General features: G+C 45.2%; 14 protein-coding genes and 1 tRNA gene. 7 read left to right on the top strand and 8 right to left on the bottom strand.

The window, feature by feature from the left end; translation table 11 throughout:
* Window positions 1-70: 70 nt before the first annotated feature.
* Both clpS and ACT7WV_RS19210 read left to right on the top strand, forming a co-directional pair.
* A complete protein-coding gene (clpS, locus tag ACT7WV_RS19215) occupies window positions 71-397 on the top strand; it encodes an ATP-dependent Clp protease adapter ClpS (protein ID WP_445104432.1) in 327 nt (108 codons plus the stop codon).
* A gap of 4 nt (window positions 398-401) precedes the next feature.
* Complete coding sequence (locus ACT7WV_RS19210) at window positions 402-698, top strand: DUF2103 domain-containing protein (protein ID WP_445104431.1); 297 nt, start codon at window positions 402-404, stop codon at window positions 696-698.
* Between the two features lie 88 nt (window positions 699-786).
* Here the strand turns inward: ACT7WV_RS19210 and ACT7WV_RS19205 are convergent, their stop codons facing one another.
* Window positions 787-1,281, bottom strand: coding sequence for a molybdenum cofactor biosynthesis protein MoaE (locus tag ACT7WV_RS19205; protein ID WP_463424276.1), 495 nt, complete (start codon window positions 1,279-1,281; stop codon window positions 787-789).
* Window positions 1,282-1,396: 115 nt separating this feature from the next.
* Here ACT7WV_RS19205 and ACT7WV_RS19200 point away from each other — a divergent pair, with 115 nt between their 5' ends.
* From ACT7WV_RS19200 to ACT7WV_RS19190, 3 genes are read left to right on the top strand one after another with little or no spacing between them, the layout of a single operon-like run.
* Complete coding sequence (locus tag ACT7WV_RS19200) at window positions 1,397-4,672, top strand: GAF domain-containing protein (protein ID WP_445104429.1); 3,276 nt, start codon at window positions 1,397-1,399, stop codon at window positions 4,670-4,672.
* Window positions 4,669-5,169 carry a response regulator gene (locus ACT7WV_RS19195; RefSeq protein WP_445104428.1) on the top strand — a complete coding sequence of 167 codons (501 nt, stop codon included), beginning with the start codon at window positions 4,669-4,671 and terminating at the stop codon, window positions 5,167-5,169. The genes ACT7WV_RS19200 and ACT7WV_RS19195 overlap by 4 nt, the downstream gene beginning before the upstream one ends.
* Window positions 5,132-7,024, top strand: coding sequence for a hybrid sensor histidine kinase/response regulator (locus ACT7WV_RS19190; RefSeq protein WP_445104427.1), 1,893 nt, complete (start codon window positions 5,132-5,134; stop codon window positions 7,022-7,024). Before ACT7WV_RS19195 ends, ACT7WV_RS19190 begins: the two co-directional genes overlap by 38 nt.
* A gap of 15 nt (window positions 7,025-7,039) precedes the next feature.
* Here ACT7WV_RS19190 and ACT7WV_RS19185 read toward each other — a convergent pair whose 3' ends face one another.
* The 4 genes from ACT7WV_RS19185 to ACT7WV_RS19170 form a co-directional block, all read right to left on the bottom strand.
* Entirely contained in the window at window positions 7,040-8,113 is a 1,074-nt protein-coding gene (locus tag ACT7WV_RS19185; protein WP_445104426.1) for an aspartate carbamoyltransferase catalytic subunit, read from the bottom strand.
* Between the two features lie 160 nt (window positions 8,114-8,273).
* Window positions 8,274-9,353, bottom strand: a complete 1,080-nt coding sequence (fba, locus tag ACT7WV_RS19180) for a class II fructose-bisphosphate aldolase (RefSeq protein WP_445104425.1) — start codon at window positions 9,351-9,353, stop codon at window positions 8,274-8,276.
* Window positions 9,354-9,574: 221 nt separating this feature from the next.
* Window positions 9,575-9,646 (bottom strand) — tRNA-Lys (locus ACT7WV_RS19175).
* A gap of 69 nt (window positions 9,647-9,715) precedes the next feature.
* A complete protein-coding gene (locus tag ACT7WV_RS19170) occupies window positions 9,716-10,585 on the bottom strand; it encodes an aldose epimerase family protein (RefSeq protein WP_445104424.1) in 870 nt (289 codons plus the stop codon).
* Between the two features lie 358 nt (window positions 10,586-10,943).
* Between ACT7WV_RS19170 and ACT7WV_RS19165 the strand changes: the two genes are divergently transcribed.
* On the top strand, window positions 10,944-11,153 hold the full coding sequence (locus tag ACT7WV_RS19165) for a hypothetical protein (RefSeq protein ID WP_445104423.1): 210 nt from the start codon (window positions 10,944-10,946) through the stop codon (window positions 11,151-11,153).
* A 1,007-nt stretch (window positions 11,154-12,160) separates the two neighbouring features.
* Window positions 12,161-12,472 carry a DUF6679 family protein gene (locus ACT7WV_RS19160; RefSeq protein ID WP_445105690.1) on the top strand — a complete coding sequence of 104 codons (312 nt, stop codon included), beginning with the start codon at window positions 12,161-12,163 and terminating at the stop codon, window positions 12,470-12,472.
* A gap of 208 nt (window positions 12,473-12,680) precedes the next feature.
* On the opposite strand, the gene ACT7WV_RS19155 is transcribed toward ACT7WV_RS19160, so the two are convergent.
* From ACT7WV_RS19155 to aspS, 3 genes are all read right to left on the bottom strand, one after another.
* Window positions 12,681-14,318 (bottom strand): MBL fold metallo-hydrolase, encoded by a 1,638-nt coding sequence (locus ACT7WV_RS19155; RefSeq protein ID WP_445104422.1) that lies wholly within the window; start codon window positions 14,316-14,318, stop codon window positions 12,681-12,683.
* Between the two features lie 1,180 nt (window positions 14,319-15,498).
* Window positions 15,499-16,068, bottom strand: coding sequence for a hypothetical protein (locus ACT7WV_RS19150; RefSeq protein ID WP_445104421.1), 570 nt, complete (start codon window positions 16,066-16,068; stop codon window positions 15,499-15,501).
* A 167-nt stretch (window positions 16,069-16,235) separates the two neighbouring features.
* Window positions 16,236-18,023: an aspartate--tRNA ligase gene (gene aspS, locus ACT7WV_RS19145; RefSeq protein WP_445104420.1), complete on the bottom strand. Its 1,788-nt coding sequence runs from the start codon at window positions 18,021-18,023 to the stop codon at window positions 16,236-16,238.
* Window positions 18,024-18,086 lie beyond the last annotated feature (63 nt).

Here is an 18,086-nt window from a genome sequence, read left to right as displayed (position 1 = left end):
GGCTGACTTAGGTAAACTGTATTAGTGGGTCGCCTGTTTAATTTTTTCTGAAGTTTTTGGTAATTACTCTATGAATATGGTAGCTTCATCAGTCTTACTAGCCGCATCTGCCTCCCCGGTTGTGGCTCCTGAACGATCTGGTCAAGTTGCCCCCAAAATCTATCCCAATTACAAAGTTATTGTACTCAACGATGATTTCAATACATTCCAGCATGTAATTGATTGTCTGTTGAAGTATATTCCAGGGATGTCAGGTGATCAGGCTAGAGAACTTACTAATCAAATTCACTTTGAAGGACAGGCGATTGTTTGGGTAGGACCTCAAGAACAAGCAGAACTCTACCATCAACAACTAAGCCGTGCTGGCTTAACGATGGCTCCTTTGGAGGCTGCGTAAGGTAATGGGTAAAGCCAACTGCGGCAGACTGGTTTGGAATCATTCAACTCATATTCCTGGTTTAATTCCAATTCTCGAACGACTTACTAATTGCACTGGTATCCAAACAGTCACCCCCGCCGTGATTGGGCGTGCTAAAAGCCATAAGCCTCATTTGCAAATTAAAGTGTCTGTGCCAATTCGTGGGGGATTTAAGTTAATTGCGCGACAAGGGAAGACTTTTCAAGAGGTTTTTATTCTTACCTGCTTGAATAAGAACGAATTAGAAGACGCGATCGCCCTAGCGCTTAAATCTAAATAAGCTAATGCTCAAACGGCAAATAAATCTTGCTAGTCTACCAAACCCCAAAATCTGGGTGTAGTATTTACTTATTATTAAAACTATTAGACTATTCTGCCTTTTTGATCGCTCCCAGATCTCCAATAACCCAGCTACTGGAGCCATCTTCCCAGTGTTCTTTTTTCCAAATGGGAGCGTTGTACTTAAGTGTATCAATGGCATATTGGCAGGCAGCAAAGGCCTCTGAGCGATGGGGAGAACCAACGGCGACTAAAACACTAATTTCACCAATTTTTAAGCGACCGATGCGGTGATGAACCACAACTCGATTAACCTCAAACCACCTGTTGCGTATTTCAGCAGTTATTGAGGCAAATACCTGCACTGCCATTGTCTCGTAAGCTTGATACTCCAGTTCCACTACTGGCTTACCATCGGTTTTATTGCGTACTGTACCACTCATTACCACTACTGCGCCGTTTGCTGGCTCTGTAGCGAGTTCATAAACTTCTGCTAGTGATAACGGTTGATCTGTGATGAGGAAATTATCTCCAGCATGCCGTTGAGCGGGAGTAGGGCAAGATTCGCTTAATCCTGAATTGATCACAGCTACAGCAATGCTAAACCTATAGGATTAAATAATATCATACTTAAACTAAATCACTTTCCATCGAGAAAGAAAGCCTTAAAAAAAAAGTAAAACATTAAACATAAACATAATGAAACCGGCACAGTCTGATCAGGCAATGGCAAGATCTAAAGCAACTGACCAAAGTCAAATTAGTAACGGAACTGTTCAAGAGTTCTTAAAAGATTTCACAGGTTTAGCAGCACAAATTTGTGAAACGCCAATTGCCCTAACCACGTTGCTCGATAACAACCAACAGTTGTTGAAATGCCCAGTCGGTTTAACTGTGGCAGAAACTCAGGGTGAAATTGCCTTCTGTAGCCAGATTATCCAATACAAAGAAATACTAGTCGTCCCAGATGCTTTGGCTGACGAAAGGTTTGCTAGTGATCCTTTAGTAGCTTCCCATAATCCCCAAATTAGATTTTATGCAGGCGCACCTTTAATTAGCCAAAAAGGACAGACGCTGGGAACAATTGGCGTAATGGACTATCTGCCACGAGAACTCAACTCCCAACAATTGGAGGGGTTAAAAGCCTTAAGTCGGCAGCTTATTGGGCAACTTGACCTCAAATACCACCTAGCGGAACTAGAAAGTACTACACAAGAGACCAAAGAGCGAGAGCTAAAGCTGTACCGTAGGGAGCAAGAACTCCTAGACTTTGTAGAAAACGGCACAGTGGGCATGCATTGGGTAAATGCTCAGGGCATTATCCTCTGGGCAAATAAGGCTGAACTAGATTTGCTTGGTTACCCTCGTGAGGAGTATTTTGGTCAGCACATTGCTAACTTCCATGCCGACGAAGTCGTAATTAAGGACATACTCAAGAGGTTAACTGCCAACGAAATACTCTGCGACTATGAAGCAAGGCTGCTGTGTAAGGATGGCTCAGTTCGGCACGTATCGATTAACTCAAATGTTATGTGGGAGGATGACCAATTTAGTCACACTCGCTGCTTTACCCGTGACATTACACAATATAAGCAGGCGCAAGAACGCTTGAAACTACTAGAAAGAGCGATCGCCGCCTCCGAGAACGGTATTATCATCACTGACTCGACTCAGCCTGACAACCCAATTATTTATGCCAATAAGGGGTTTGAGCGTCTGACGGGTTACCGAGAAGCAGAAATTATTGGCAAAAACTGCCGGTTCTTGCAAGGGAGCGATCGCAATCAAGCCGCTCTTACTGAAGTCAGGGCAGCCTTGCAGGAAGCGAGAAACTGTCGTGTCACCTTGCGAAACTATCACCAGGACGGCAGGATGTTTTGGAATGAACTCTCCATTTCTCCGGTGCAGAATGCTGCAGGTAACTTGACTCATTATGTCGGTGTACAAACTGATATTACAGAGCTTAAGCGGGTAGAGGCAGAACTAGAAGAGGCTAAAGAACGCAAAGCTCTATTTGCCATCATTAGCAAAATTCGCCAATCTCTAGAGCTGGAAACGATTTTCCAGACAGCAGCCACAGAAGTCCGTCAACTCCTTAAGGCAGAAAGAGTAGGTATGTTTCGCTTTCACCCTGGCTCTAACTGCAATGAAGGTGAATTTGTCTCAGAAGATGTTGTGCCACCTTTTAGCTCAGCATTGGCAATGAGAGTTGAAGATCACTGCTTTGGAGAGCAATATGCCCCTTACTATCAATGCGGTAAACTTCAGGTAGTTGCCGACATCGAAGAGGCTGGTTTAAGTGATTGCCATAGAGAAATCCTTTCTTGTTTCCAAGTTAGAGCCAACTTAGTTGTGCCACTCCTCAAAGGCGATCAACTCTGGGGTTTATTATGCATTCATCAGTGTTCTAGCCCGCGTTACTGGCAGGACAGGGAAATTGAGTTTGTCAAGCAAATTGCCGTCCAATTAGGAGTAGCTCTACAGCAGGCCGAATTATTGGCGCAAACTCAAAGGCAGTCCGAGGAACTCACCCAATCTCTGCAAGAATTACAGCAAGCTCAGATGCAACTTGCCGAAATTAACAGAGATCTGGAAAGGCGAGTGAGTAAGCGAACTAATGAGCTACAGCAGGCAATAGGGCAACTGCAACGGGAGATCAGCGAGCGCCAGCAGGCGGAAGAAGAATTACAGCGTCAGCACCGAAGATCACAACTCTTTGCTGAAATTACTTTAAAAATCCGTCAATCTTTGCAGATAGAAGAAATTTTGCAAACTACGGTGACTGAGGTACAAAAGATTCTCCAGGTTGACCGCGTTCTGCTCTATCGAGTGTGGTCTAATGGCACAGGTCGTACAGTCACTGAGGCCGTCCAACCAGGATGGCCAGCGATTCTCGGTAAGCCTTTCCAGGAAGAGGTTTTCCCACTGGAGTATCAGGAAGCCTACAGACAGGGAAAAGTACGAGCGGTCGCTGATGTCGAACAAGCCTATGCTGGGGTAACTCCCTGCATGCTGGAATTTCTCAAGCCTTGGGGCGTCAAGGCTAAGTTCGTCGTACCGATTTTGCAGAATAAACAACTCTGGGGTCTGTTAATTGCCCATCACTGTACTAGTACCAGACCATGGAGCCAATTTGAAACGAATTTACTCAAGCAGTTAGCAGACCAAATTGCTATTGCTTTGGCTCAAGCTCAACTCTTAGAACAAGAAACCCGCCAGCGCCAGGAGTTAGCTCGTTCCAATGCTGAACTGCAAGAATTTGCCTACGTTGCCTCCCATGATTTGCAAGAGCCACTGCGTAAGATACAAGCTTTTGGCGATCGCCTCCAGAGCAAGTTTAGTGATGTCTTGACAGATCAAGGGCACGACTATTTAGAGCGGATGCAGAATGCAGCGGGACGGATGCGGGTTTTGATCGAGGATTTGCTTGCCCTTTCTCGGGTCACTACCAGAGCACAGCCTTTTGTAAACTGCTCTCTGACTCAGGTAGTGCAAGGGGTACTCTCTGACTTAGAAGTGAGCATTCAGCAGGCTGGTGGAACAATAGAAGTAGGGGAGCTACCGACTATCAAAGCTGATCCAGTGCAAATGCGCCAGTTACTGCAAAACTTGATTGGCAACGCTCTAAAATTTCGCCGCGAGGAAGAGCCACCAGCCATCAAAATTTGTAGCCGACTGTTTGAGGAGGCACAAGGGCAAGTTATCGAAGGAATTACTAGCCCTGAGTTTTGTCAAATCACCGTAGAAGACAACGGCATCGGTTTTGAAGAGAAGTATATCGACCGTATCTTTAACCCTTTCCAGCGCCTACACGGTCGCAGCAAGTATGATGGGACAGGCATGGGCTTGGCAATCTGCCGTAAAATTGTCGAACGCCATGGTGGTGGTATTACAGCGGAGGGTGTACTAGGTGAGGGAGCTACTTTTATGGTCACGCTACCGCTTAAACAACGTCAAGGAGGCGCTACACAGTGAAAGGACGCCGCAAGCCTGTTACTATTCTCATGGCTGATGATGATTTGGATGACTGCATCTTGGCTAGGGATGCTCTCGAAGAGAGTCACTTGACTAATGAGCTGCGCTTTGTCGGGGATGGCGAAGAACTAATGGATTATTTGTATCGTCGAGGTAAGTATAGCCGACTAGAGAGTTCGCCACGTCCAGGTTTGATTCTCCTAGACCTGAACATGCCGAAAAAAGACGGGCGAGAGGCACTTAGAGAGATTAAATCTGACCCGGCTCTGCGAGAAATTCCTGTTTTGGTGCTGACTACTTCCAAGGCAGATGAAGATATTCATCGAAGTTATTATTTAGGCGCTAACTCTTTTATTACTAAACCTGTAACCTTTAGCTCCCTGATCGATGTGATACAGACTTTAGGTAAGTACTGGTTTCAAATTGTTGAACTGCCAATGGAGGAAGCTGGAGGCTCAGATGGACGACCGCCTAGTCAGAGTTCTGCTGGTGGATGATGATGAGGATGATTATATCCTGACTCGTGACTTACTCTCTGAGAGCAAAGGAGCTTTCTTTGAGCTGGAATGGGTGGCAAGTTATGAGCAAGCTCTAGGGGTAATAGCTCAAAATCAGCACGATGTTTATTTGCTTGACTATCGTCTCGGTGAGCATAACGGACTAGAACTCTTAGGCAAAGCTATTGCTGCTGGCTGTAAAGAGCCGATTATTCTGCTGACTGGACTAGGGGATCATGAAATTGATATTGAAGCCATGAAAGCAGGAGCAGCGGATTACCTCGACAAAAGCCAGCTCAGAGCGCCTCTGTTGGAGCGTTCAATTCGCTATGCAATCGAGCGCAAGCGAGCAGAACAGAAAATACGCGAACAAGCAGCTCTGCTGGACGTAGCCACGGATGCAATACTAGTACGCAGTCTCGATAACCAAATCCTCCTGTGGAATAAAGGAGCCGAACGCTTGTATGGTTGGAAGGCAGACGAAGCTTTCAGTCAAAATGCTGACGAGCTTCTCTATAATCAGACATCGCCTCAACTCAAAGAAGCTCAGAATCTAGTCGCTCTCGAAGGTAACTGGTATGGCGAATTGCACCAAATTACTAAAAACGGCAGGGAAGTTATTGTCGAAAGCCGTTGGACACTGGTGCCAAATGCCCAGGATCAACCAACATCAATCCTAGTTGTCAACACCGATATTACCGAGAAAAAACAACTTGAAGCGCAGTTTCTCCGGGCACAACGACTAGAGAGCATCGGCACCCTCGCTGGCGGAATCGCTCATGACTTGAATAATGTACTTGCTCCCATTTTGATGGCAATTCAGCTTTTAACTCTTCAACATCCCGATAAGAAAACTCAAAAATGGCTGAAAATTCTAGAAACTAACGCTAAACGTGGCGCGGATTTAGTCAAACAAGTTGTCTCGTTTGCACGAGGGCTTGAAGGCGAGCGCACAATTGTACAAATCAGACATATTATTTCCGAGATTAAGCAGATTGCCCGAGAGACATTCCCCAAGTCAATCATTGTTTCTGTTGATGTACCGCAGGATTTGGGGAATGTGCGAGGAGATGCTACTCAACTGCATCAAGTGTTGATGAATCTTTGTGTCAACGCTCGCGATGCTCTGCCTGAAGGCGGCACTATTAGCATTTCTGGAGAAAATATTTATATAGACGAGAGTTATGTCCGCAGCAATATTGATGCCCGCATTGGACCTTATGTTGTAATTACCGTTTCCGATACGGGAATGGGTATTCCTCCTGAAGTTTTGGAGCGAATTTTTGAGCCGTTTTTTACAACTAAGGAACTTGGTAAAGGTACTGGACTAGGTCTTTCTACAGTAATGGGCATCATCCAAAGTCATGGCGGTTTTGTCAAGGTATCTAGCGAGATTGGTCAAGGTACGGAATTTAAAGTGTACTTACCAGTAGTAGCAGAAACAAAAGCCCAGCACTTGCTAGATCTAGATCTGCCTTGGGGAAATGGAGAATTAGTACTGGTTGTTGATGATGAAGAGGCAATTCGTCAGATTACTAAAACATCTTTAGAAGCTTATAAATACAAGGTACTGATAGCTAGTGATGGCACTGAAGCCTTAGCTTTGTACGCCCAGAATAAAAAAGAAATCAGCGTTGTGTTGATGGATATGATCATGCCCAAAATGAGTGGTTCAACAGCCATCTGGACTTTGCGAGAAATTGAGCCACAGGTCAAAATTATTGCCGTTAGTGGGCTAGCTCCCGATGAAAAGCTAGCAGAAATTGCTGGTCTTGGCGTAAAACAATTTTTGTATAAGCCCTATACAGTTAGAGAATTACTAAAAACTCTTCGGGAAGTTCTCAACTCAGATTAAATCACGGAAATCTCTCTAACTCCAATGACCGTTTAAAACCTTTCCGCTACCCATTAAGTACAGTAGAGCCATTCGCACAGCAACGCCACTAGTTACTTGCTGAGAAATCAGGCTCAACTCTGGGTCATCCATTAACTCGGAGCTAATTTCAACGCCTCGGTTGACTGGCCCTGGGTGCAATATTTTAACCCCACCTCGGCAAAGTTTGAGACGATCGCTGGTAATTCCGTAAAGTTGATGGTACTCTCGTAGACTTGGCAACAGATGAGCTGTCATCCTTTCCTTTTGCAGCCTTAAGGTCATGACAAAATCAGCATCCTCCAGAGCAGGTTCTATTTGCCAGTGAACGAATAGCCTCTCTTGTTTGCTTGAAGCATTAGTAGGGGTCAAAGGTGTAGCATGTTCTTTGGCTCTTCCATGAGTTTGGCTTTGAGTAGAGAAATACTCAGCAAATAGCTTTGGTACCAGAGTCGGAGGTCCAGCTAAATGAACCTCTGCGCCCGTGGCAATAAGACTATAGATATTGGAGCGGGCTACCCTTGAGTGAAGGATGTCCCCAACAATGGCGATCTTTTTGTCTTTGAGCAGTTCTAAACGAGGGTTCTCAAAATCCAAGACGGAACAAAGTGTAAACAGGTCAAGCAATGCTTGGGAGGGATGTTCGTGCTGACCATCACCAGCGTTGAAGACACCCACCTGTACACCTATTTCTTCCATTGCCGACGCGACTGCTTGGGGCACTCCAGCCTCACGATGACGAATCACCATAATATCAGCCCCCATGGCAAGATAAGTCTTAGCTGTATCTAAAATCGTTTCTCCCTTGCTCAGCGAAGAGGTTCCGGGAGCAAAGTTGAGAACATCAGCTGAGAGGCGTTTGGCTGCTAGTTCAAAACTGCTGCGGGTTCGGGTAGATGGTTCAAAAAATAAATTAGCAACTACATGACCTTGCAAAGCAGGCACCTTTTTTGTTCGCCTTGAGAGTACTTCCCGAAAACTAGCAGCGGTTTGCAAGACAGTGTTGTATTCAACTGGTAAAAAATCAGCCAAGGAAAGAATATGGCGGCGAATCCAGGTGGCATTAGCCATAGAAATAGTGTGCGAATTCGATAACTTAGTCTTGCCCAAGGATAAAACAAGATAAAAAAATAGGGCAGCTTTGACAGCCACCCAGAAGATTAGTCTATTTTTCAGAGAAGCAGAACGGCTAGCCTAGTACTCTAGGCAAAAGCAATCACCAGTTAAGAAACTAAGCGGTCACAGCTTTTTTAGATACGGCAGCTAACTCACCTTTAGCATATTTAGCTGCAAAGTCATCGAGGCTCATCTGCTTGATCTTGCTGGCATTTCCAGCGGTGCCAAACTGCTGATAACGATCCAAGCAAACCTGCTTCATGTACTTGATGGAAGGCTTGAGGAAATGACGAGGGTCAAAATTCGAGGGATCTTTGGCAGCCGCTTCGCGAATTGCAGCAGTGATTGCCAAACGGTTGTCGGTGTCGATATTTACCTTGCGAACACCGCTCTTGATGCCCTTTTGAATTTCTTCAACGGGTACACCGTAGGTTTCAGGAATCTTACCACCGTACTGGTTGATAATCGCAATCAGGTCTTCTGGTACAGAAGAAGAACCATGCATTACCAAGTGGGTGTTAGGCAGACGGCGATGAATTTCTTCAATCCGGCTGATGGCAAGAATCTCACCTGTCGGTTTGCGAGTGAACTTGTAAGCACCGTGGCTAGTGCCAATGGCAACGGCTAAAGCATCAACTTGGGTACGCTCAACAAATTCTACTGCTTCGTCAGGATCGGTTAATAACTGGTCGTGGGAGAGCTTCCCTTCAGCGCCGTGACCATCTTCCTTGTCACCCATGCCGGTTTCTAGAGAACCTAAGCAACCTAGTTCACCTTCGACGCTAGCGCCAACAGCATGAGCTACTTTTACTACCTCAGCAGTGACATTGGCGTTGTACTCGAAGCTAGCAGGTGTTTTGGCATCTGCCTCTAGGGAGCCATCCATCATCACGCTAGTAAAACCGTGGCGGATAGCAGAGTAGCAAGTGGCTGGGCTATTACCGTGGTCTTGGTGCATAGCAATCGGAAGATGGGGGTAGGTTTCTACCGCTGCCAAAATCAAATGACGGAGGAAGTTCTCCCCTGCATAAGTGCGGGCACCACGAGAAGCCTGTAAAATCACTGGGCTATCGGCTTCCTCAGCAGCCTGCATAATTGACTGGATCTGCTCCATATTATTGACGTTGTATGCTGGGATGCCGTAGCCGTTCTCAGCAGCGTGATCTAACAGCAGCCTCATTGGTACGAGCGCCATAAGTGATTCTCCTAACTTCTGGGTTATTTTCAGCCAGTTGTTTATAAACGAGCTTAATTGTTACAACAATCTTAAAATATTTTACCAACATAAAGTAAATTATCTTTAAATTTACTCTATTTGTACTACTTATAAGCTTTTCTGATAGCTTTTAAAGTTTTTACTGATGCTTCAGGGTTTCCGTTGATTCTCCTCAATGGCAAGGTTAGGGTGTCTCAATATGGGTCGCCCGGGACTCGAACCCGGAACTAATCGGTTAAAAGCCGAGTACTCTACCATTGAGTTAGCGACCCTAGAGCGTGATTACTTTAAAGCAACGTCTCTTAAGATAGCACAAATTAGCAGAAATTGTGGAAAGTTAATCAAAAAAGCATCGCTTTCAGACTAACAGAAGCTTCTAAACTCTCTCCAGGAGACAATCTGGTAATTTTCTCTCCTGTGTTTAGGGCATTGCGAGGAGCACTCCAGGGTTCTAGGCAATAAAAGTCTTTGCCCTTAACTGTCCAGAAAACTAGAGTCGAGTAGAGTTCAGTGTAACTGAGCGTTATTTTGATGCGGCGCTCTTTGTCGATTGCACTGGCGCAATTGTCGTTAGGCTCTAGAAAGGCAGCATCTATTTCGTCAGTACTCAGGTCAAAACCACCATCGAAGGAATGAACTACTTGCGAATTCTGATTTTGATATTCTGATGCTGGAATATCTAACTCTAATTGGTCTTTATCAGATATTAAAAAGTAGGGATGCAGCCCTGTGGAAAAGGGCATCGGCTCCTCAGAATAATTTGTGTAGCGCTGCTGAATTTCTAAGGTATCGCCTTTGAGTTGATAGGTAAAGCTGACTTGGAAGTCAAACGGATAAACAGCACGAGTCTGATCATTGCTATTGAGCACTAGGGTAAGACTAGCTCGCTCGTTGGTTAGCTGTTCTGTAACTCTCCAAGGCAAGTTCCGGGCAAAGCCGTGTTGTTTGAGCTGAAACTCTTTACCTTGGTAGGTATAGGTATTATCAGGTAGGTTGCCACAGATAGGGAATAAGATCGGGATACCACCGCGCACGGTTAGGCTGGGATCGGCAAAGCGTTCGTTGTCAAGATAGAGAATTTCTTGTCCCTGGAAGCTCCACTGAGTTACTATGCCACCACGTTCAGGGACAATCTCCAGTTGAGATTTAGCTTCTTGGTCAGTGAGTGTGTAGGTTTGGTATTGTTTTTGACTTGTTGTGATCTCAAACACTAGCTTAATTTACCCCTCAGAAATCCAATGTTTACTCGCCGCAAGAGCACTCTAACAAACTCTTTTGACAAAACTGCCATCCGGTTCACAAATTCTTAACAGGTTTGAGTTGAACGACAGCTTTGATTACTTCAGTTTCTGGGACTCTCATCAGGTTCAGAGTGAGTTGTTGATTACCTTATTCCTTGGTGTGGTAATGCCTCATTAGAGGCGATTGATCGCACAAGACTCGTGTGTGTGATTTGGCTCACAAAACATCGTGTTTAGGATTACACTTTCTTGCTGACTTCAGTCAGCTAATAGATAACTAAAACATCCGATAATCTTGGTAGTGGATGATAAACAATACTCTGGCTAGATGATTAGCACACTCGTCAATTCAGCTCTTCAAACAGGCTGCCTTAGTGTGGCCTCTGAGAGCCTAATCCGTCAGGTAATGGAAACGGCTGGCTACCAAGCATCTGACTTGGAAGCTCTGAAAATTCTTGACGAGGCTATCAATTCAGGTCAAATACAACGAGAGGCTCGTTCTGCTCGAATTAGAGTTTCGCTTAAAAGCAGTCTTTAAATAAATATCAAAGCGCCCTTGTCGATCATCACTATTGATGCAGGCATATTGATCATTTCCTTTCCTTATCTGGTTAACTAAACCAGGGAATCAGGGGAACTGGGGTTTGCATAGAACTCTCTGAGACCTTAGATCATCAGTAGTAAGCTAACCGAAGATCGATAAAAGTCTCAGTACTAAATAAATAATTGTATTTGTGATACTTCAGCAAACGGGATAACTTATTCCGCATACCTGCTGATGAAGTATATAATGGCAACGATAGGGGTTGGGTACATCATTGATAGATTGATAGGGGAAGGCTATCCTAGAGAAAATAGCCTTTTTGCAAACTGGTCATTTTTGTCGGGACTCTGCATTGCATTTAAAAGACCAGAAAGCTCACCCCAAAACGAAAGTTATTTCATCAGGAAATTCTGATCAATCGCCATCTTATCTCAGCCCATCCTCAGACTTCGAGAGGGTGATTTATGTCAGCACCAGGGAAATCGAAAGACTGCACTATTGCACAAAGCCGATAGAACGAGTAGTATGTCACAATATTAATGTCTGGAAATTTCAGGCAATTGAACAAAACTAGTCAACCAGGGTTTGTCAGCTGGAAAAAGCAGGCTAGTTGCAATGGCGGAAATAACTTGTGCCTTCCCCGACATTGGCTTCTCGTCAATGCCAACTTACAAAAGGCCACTTATCTGCTCACAGGTCAGATTCCACTCCACCATTGCCTTGAGCCGGATTTTATGGGCTGCTTACACCCTCAAGTGAGAACGTCAAAGGTTAGTTTTGATAATCGAAGGTACTCTGGAATCACTCTCAAGATTGCTATTGGATGCAAGCTAAAATTCTAAGCATTACAGGGGAAAGCTCGTGGGGGGAAATCACCTTTGACGATTCAAGCTCACACCAAGTTACCCCCATTTTAAATTCGCAAGTAAGCCGTGTCCCCGCAAAAGGAGTTGCTTGCTTCAAAAGTACTCGAAGAGTTGTCTGCTCAGGAGAAGCAAAATATGCTACATCGCAAGATATATCAACTCTGTTGCGATGGTCGTGAGGTCTGTGTTTTCTTACGGGATCAGCAACGTTGGATTGAACGTGCTCGCATCGTAGATATCGAAGGAGATTTAGTGACCATCCGCTATGAAACTGAGGAAGAAGATGAAGTCAGTTCCTGGGAAGAAATGGTTCGTTTGGAAAGCATTGGTTCTGTAACTCAGAAGCTAGCTTTTGTCTCTAGAGGTCATTCTGAACCCCTAGTTTCTGACGATTGCCCGGAAGTAGAGCAAATTCATCCACGCTCCCAAGACTCCAATCAAGAGTAGGTTGACTAATTAGTCGGTCTGCCTATCATTAAACCAATTGTCAGAACTTTTTGGAGTAGCTGAAGCCCAGTGAAGCAAGCCTGCACTGGGTTCGTTTTAATAGGCGAGACTGTCAATTAAACATCCGAGTGTAGCTTGTTTGGGAGATGGAGTTCCATTCTTGATGTGGAACCTAACCAAGCCTTTTGATCTCACTGTTAGTTAACAATCAGGTTTCTCTGGTTGGTTCAACAGGTTCAAAAGCTGGACAGTAACCCTCTGGTGTTACTTTAAAACCGTATAGGGGAGAAGCCCGATTCCAACAGCGTTGGCCCCGCTGATAAAGGCAGTTCCCGCAACAGTCGATGTTACTCGGCACCTTGGCGTTGCTGCTCTGAGTAATCAGTTCTTTTTGCGACAATCCGCGAAGAACTAGTTCTTCCCCTTGCCAACGAGCTTCCACTAGACCAGTATCCGCAAAAGTTTGCCACCGGGGGTCAGTCGCAATCGACTCCGGTAGAGTAATTTTGATTAAGGCTCCTGACTCAGTAAGCTCACCTTCGTAATTAGTTTCCGGTGGTGGGGCTGGTTGAATAAAGGTCTCACCAATAGTCAGCTCGACAAGTGTTCCCGCCGCAGGTGAATGGAGGTGATAGCGATTTTGCAACTCCTCTAAGCCAGTTAGATCAGCTAAGTAGGCAGGAGCACCGTGGACAAAAACGACATGCTGAGGACGCAGGTTATGAATTAGTTGGGTTGTTCCCAAGCAATCACTGTGTTCGGCAAGCAAATAAGTTTCTACACTACGAACTGCCCTCTGATCAATTCTTAGAGGATATCCCGGTCTTTCTGGTTGCAGGACGACGGGATTAATGGCGTCTGGGTGCCAGTATCGGCTCAAGTCCGCCTTTTTGTCAGTTAGAACGATACAGGGAGGTAAGCCCAGAGACGATTGCTGACTTTCATCTAAACGGCGCACACGAGGACGTACCCGTTCATCCCAAAAGAGGGGTTGATGCCGAGCAAAGTTTTGCACTGATGCAGGAAGATGAGGTAACACTTCCAGGTAAGCGTCACAACCAGTGGCAATGCTGCCCTCTACCCAAATATCCAGATCTCGACCGGTAAAGTGGTGATGACTGCGCAGGAGCATTAAGATTTCTTGACCTAGCCCCAAGGTTGGTACTGGGAGTACTACTGAATTTTTTTCGATAATCGCCTGCTCAATACGCGCCATCAACTGCTTTTCCTGTTGACGACGGTGGGGATGTCTCGAGGTGCCGTAACTTCCTTCTAAAATCAGTACATCCGGTTGGATACTCCTCAGGGATTCTACAGATAATCCCTCTACCAACCGCAAATTAGAGCGGAAAAAGTCACCTGTATAAAGCAGCCGATAAATGCGGCGAGAAGTCGTATAAGTTAATAATAGAGCAGCTGCCCCAGGCAAATGTCCCGCCGGGAACAACTCAGCACTTAAACTATCACAGAATTCAATAGGCGTTCTCCAAGGTAACGCTTGACAGAATCTGGGAATGTCTTGGGGGGGTATTTGAGGCCAATTTAGTGGCAGTAACTGAGTTGTTACCTCGCTGGCGTAGATCGGCAATTGGGGGAAAGCTTGGTGAAGAGCTAGCAAACCCCTAGCGTGATCAGCGTGGGCATGGCTACATAGCACCAAATCTGCTGGCGGACTTACACCAGTCTTCAAAGATGAAATGTCAGCCAAACCACAGTCAAGGAGAATGCGGTGTGGGCCCATCCGCAGCAATAAACAAACTCCCTCATTGTCATAACCGACACCATAGGGTAAACAGGTTAATCTTTCATCATCATGAGAAGATGCCAGTGGGTGTTGATTGCTCATGGGCAAAGATTAGGGACACTGAGCAGCTATTAGTTCTACACTTTTATCGTGTCGTGCCAATAGGTATGACCGCAGTTTTAAAAGCACTGCTTGAACTTGCTGGTGTACTAAAAGAAGCAGTGTAACGTTGAACAGCAAAAGAGATGCCTCTTTGGAGGCGGGTTCGCCCTCGCCAGCGCAGTAGAATAAGGGTAGGTGAGGGCTATGGTAAAAGCAAAAAAAAGCGGCATTCCGCAAAATATTTTGCTTCTCTCTAAGCTGACGCCAACAGGACTATAGTTTCTCAGATAAAAAAGACTGAGGTACTCCAATTTTTTGAAGTTATTCTAGATATGCAGAGCTATGGTCTAGTAGGAATTAAACCCACAAGCCCTTGCAACCCAGCTTTTTTTTGATGATTATTGAGGGTTCTCTTTACAACGTAAGGTAATAATTAGTAGTGTCTGAGAGGCTCAAAGCTGACTAAGTTAATGGGCAGAACCATTACCGTGATAGTTATCTGAATCGTAAAATCCGTTCTTGGTGCCGAAAAAGAGGCACAGAACAGTAAAAGCAACTGTCAATATAACTAAAATCAGTTTTACATCCATTTGTCTGATAACCTATTTCTCAAGTTCGTTTGAATTCTTCTTACTGAAGACAGTCAATTGGTTATGTCTTGAGTTTGGTACAGCTGAGGCAACAATCATCTAAGCTTGAAAACTTTTTGATGTTGTAGTAGTCACACTGGCACAAGCTCAAGCAAGGGGTTAGCCTAACTGGATTCTCGAAAATCAGGGTAATTGGGCAGTGCCCCAACAGCTATGATACACCTTTATCATCTTTTCTTAGTCAACTTAATATGATATGAAAGATAGTGAAGAGAAAATTAAGTCAAGAAATTGTCTTGATCTCTACTTTCATAAGCAACTTGTTTTTTTAGAAAAGAGACCGGGCGAATTGAGCTTGTGTGACCTCTCTCCTGAAAATCGGTTTAAAAGTGGCAAGTGGCAAGTGGTAATTCGAGAATTGTCTTCCTTAGCTGTAAGTGCAGCTCATCTATAATAATCTTGCTTGAGAGCCAAGCAATTTATCCCAGAGCTTCTTGAGGTTTTTCTTTGCACCCCAAGCCTTTTTAATCTATTCTTAACCCGCTAGTTTCTGACGGGATGATTGGCAATTTAACAACCAGGAAGTGTTGCTAGAGATAAATTTCTTGCCCTTGCTCCATAAAACGGACATCCTTGATGTTTAGTGGAGAGTTCGTTGTAAGGGTTTTTCGCAAACTGCCGAAAAGATTGTATTGTTCGCATGTGGAGAGCGAAACAAACTGCCGTTGCGCATCAGGAGAGCGGCGTAAATCAATGGTGGCAATCTTAGTATCAGCATCGATATTGACTCGATATCCCACTAATTCAAAGTCAGCCGAGTTAGTTTGCGCTAAAACTTTGTCCACCGCAGCAGATACAGAGTTACTCGCAGGGACAGTCACGACTTCCGGTACTAAAGCTTGGCACTGACTGTCAGTTGTATAGATATTGACAGCAAGAGTTTTTGTAGCAGTACTGTCTTGTTCAACGACCGCATGAGGCTCGCTAGCAAGGGCGAAATCATTAGACACTAGACTTGCTGTAGCTTGGCTATCGCTTGCCAGTGTAAGAGTAGCCGATGGCACACGACTATTAGCTGCAACAAAACTATAACTACCCAAACCAACAAACATTGTCCCAATAGTCAGGGATAGTAAATAATAATGCTTAATAATTTTCATCTGGGCTAGAGCGAAACTGCTTTTCTATCTATTGACCACTAAGACAGCGGTAACAGGATTATTCGCAGTTACTAGTTGCAGATCAGTACAATTTGGCTTGATGCCAAAAGTTAACCCACCCCTAGAGCCAAGAGTGGGTTGATAGTGATAGTTTGTCAAGACTATTGTCAGTTCTTCGGTTTATAGGTAGAAGCGACATGCAATTCCTTCAACTGCTTCGGATCTACAGTAGCAGGAGCATCAGTGAGCAGAGAACGAGCCTGCTGGGTTTTCGGAAAAGCAATCACATCCCGAATCGACTCTTCTCCTGCCAATAGCATTACCAATCTGTCTATACCGTAAGCAATACCCCCGTGAGGCGGTGCACCATATTCAAACGCCTCCAGCAAAAAGCCAAATTTACTATGGGCTTCTTCTGGAGACAAGCCAATTGCCTCAAACACCTGCTGCTGAATTTCTTGCTGGTAAATCCGCAGACTACCGCCTCCGACTTCATAGCCATTAAAGACTAAATCGTAGGCTTGTGCTCTTGCCGTCTTGAGATCATCCAAGTCATCGGGGTGAGGAGCGGTAAAAGGGTGATGCAAAGCTTCTAAACGATTCTCACCTGCATTCCACTCAAACATGGGGAAGTCTGTCACCCAGAGCAAGTTAATTTGCTCAGTGTCAATTAGCCCTAGTTCCTGACCAATAACTAACCGCAGACGGTCAAGAGTTTTATTGACAATTTCAGCAGAACCAGCGCCAAACAGTAACAAATGACCTTCTGTAGCACCAGTCAGCTCTAATAATTTCTGTTTCTGGGCTTCTGTTAGGTTGTCTTTAATCGCCCCAATGGTATCAATCTCGCCTCCTGCTCGCACTCTGATGTAAGCGATTCCCTTGGCCCCAGCTTCGCTGGCTTCCTTAAATAAGTCACCACCAGGCTTAATCCGCACATTAGAGATCGCTTCATTGCCGCCCGGAATGGGTAACACCTTGACAATGCCCCCACTCTTAACCGCACCGGAAAAGACTTTGAAGCCAGAATCTTTGAGTAAGTCGGAGACATCCACTAGTTCCAAGCCAAAACGCGTATCTGGTTTATCAGTACCGTAGCGCTCTAGGGCTGTCTCATAAGTGAGGCGTGGAAAGGGACGTGGTAAATCGATGCCTTTGACAGCTTGGAAAATATAACTAACTAACTCTTCATTGAGCTGGAGAATTTCCTCCTGGGACATGAAACTCATTTCCATGTCTAACTGGGTAAACTCTGGTTGTCGATCTGCTCGGAGATCTTCGTCTCGGAAGCAACGAGCAATTTGGTAGTAGCGGTCAAAGCCCGATACCATCAACAACTGCTTAAAAAGCTGGGGAGACTGCGGTAAGGCATACCACTCACCAGGATTGGCACGGGAAGGCACCAGATAGTCTCTAGCCCCTTCTGGAGTAGAGCGAGTTAGTATCGGGGTTTCAATTTCAATGAAGTTTTGCTGATCTTCCAAATAGCGGCGCATTGCTTTGACCACTTGATGGCGCAGTTGCAGGTTACTGCTCATGCGATCGCGTCTCAAGTCTAAATAGCGATACTTCAGCCTCAAGTCTTCTCGTACTGTATCAAGATCAGCCGTGGAAACTTGGAAGGGTAGCTGCTTGCGTACCATGTTGAGCAATTCGATCTTGTCAGCGTAAATTTCTACCTCACCCGTAGGTAGTTTAGGATTCAGGGAATCTTCTGGACGCTGGCTGACTCGACCAGTAATTCTAACTACGTATTCATTGCGCAGAGCTTCTGCGTCTTTATAGGAATCTGGAGTGCGTTGGGGATCACTGACTATTTGGACAATGCCGGTGCGATCGCGCAAGTCGAGAAATATCACACCCCCATGGTCGCGGCGACGGTCTACCCAGCCACACAGGGTAAGTGTCTCTCCGATTTGTTCTTTTCTTACTTCGCCGCAATAATAGGTTCGCATAGTTGCTAATCAGTGACTTTGGCTGGTGTATAGGGAATAAAAGAGCGCCAAGCCTGATGTCTA

It is taken from the genome of Symploca atlantica LB2515 (assembly GCF_052546295.1).
Note: the sequence above shows the minus strand (reverse complement) of the source record. Positions and strands in the feature narration are given on the sequence as shown.

What these genes read in the sequence shown, in the direction of transcription:
- clpS (WP_445104432.1), top strand. Translation starts at nt 71, where the DNA reads ATGAATATGGTAGCTTCATCAGTCTTACTAGCCGCATCTGCCTCCCCG.
- ACT7WV_RS19210 (WP_445104431.1), top strand. Translation starts at nt 402, where the DNA reads ATGGGTAAAGCCAACTGCGGCAGACTGGTTTGGAATCATTCAACTCAT.
- ACT7WV_RS19200 (WP_445104429.1), top strand. Translation starts at nt 1,397, where the DNA reads ATGAAACCGGCACAGTCTGATCAGGCAATGGCAAGATCTAAAGCAACT.
- ACT7WV_RS19190 (WP_445104427.1), top strand. Translation starts at nt 5,132, where the DNA reads ATGGACGACCGCCTAGTCAGAGTTCTGCTGGTGGATGATGATGAGGAT.
- ACT7WV_RS19185 (WP_445104426.1), bottom strand. Translation starts at nt 8,113, where the DNA reads ATGGCTAATGCCACCTGGATTCGCCGCCATATTCTTTCCTTGGCTGAT.
- fba (WP_445104425.1), bottom strand. Translation starts at nt 9,353, where the DNA reads ATGGCGCTCGTACCAATGAGGCTGCTGTTAGATCACGCTGCTGAGAAC.
- ACT7WV_RS19165 (WP_445104423.1), top strand. Translation starts at nt 10,944, where the DNA reads ATGATTAGCACACTCGTCAATTCAGCTCTTCAAACAGGCTGCCTTAGT.
- ACT7WV_RS19160 (WP_445105690.1), top strand. Translation starts at nt 12,161, where the DNA reads ATGCTACATCGCAAGATATATCAACTCTGTTGCGATGGTCGTGAGGTC.
- ACT7WV_RS19155 (WP_445104422.1), bottom strand. Translation starts at nt 14,318, where the DNA reads ATGAGCAATCAACACCCACTGGCATCTTCTCATGATGATGAAAGATTA.
- ACT7WV_RS19150 (WP_445104421.1), bottom strand. Translation starts at nt 16,068, where the DNA reads ATGAAAATTATTAAGCATTATTATTTACTATCCCTGACTATTGGGACA.
- aspS (WP_445104420.1), bottom strand. Translation starts at nt 18,023, where the DNA reads ATGCGAACCTATTATTGCGGCGAAGTAAGAAAAGAACAAATCGGAGAG.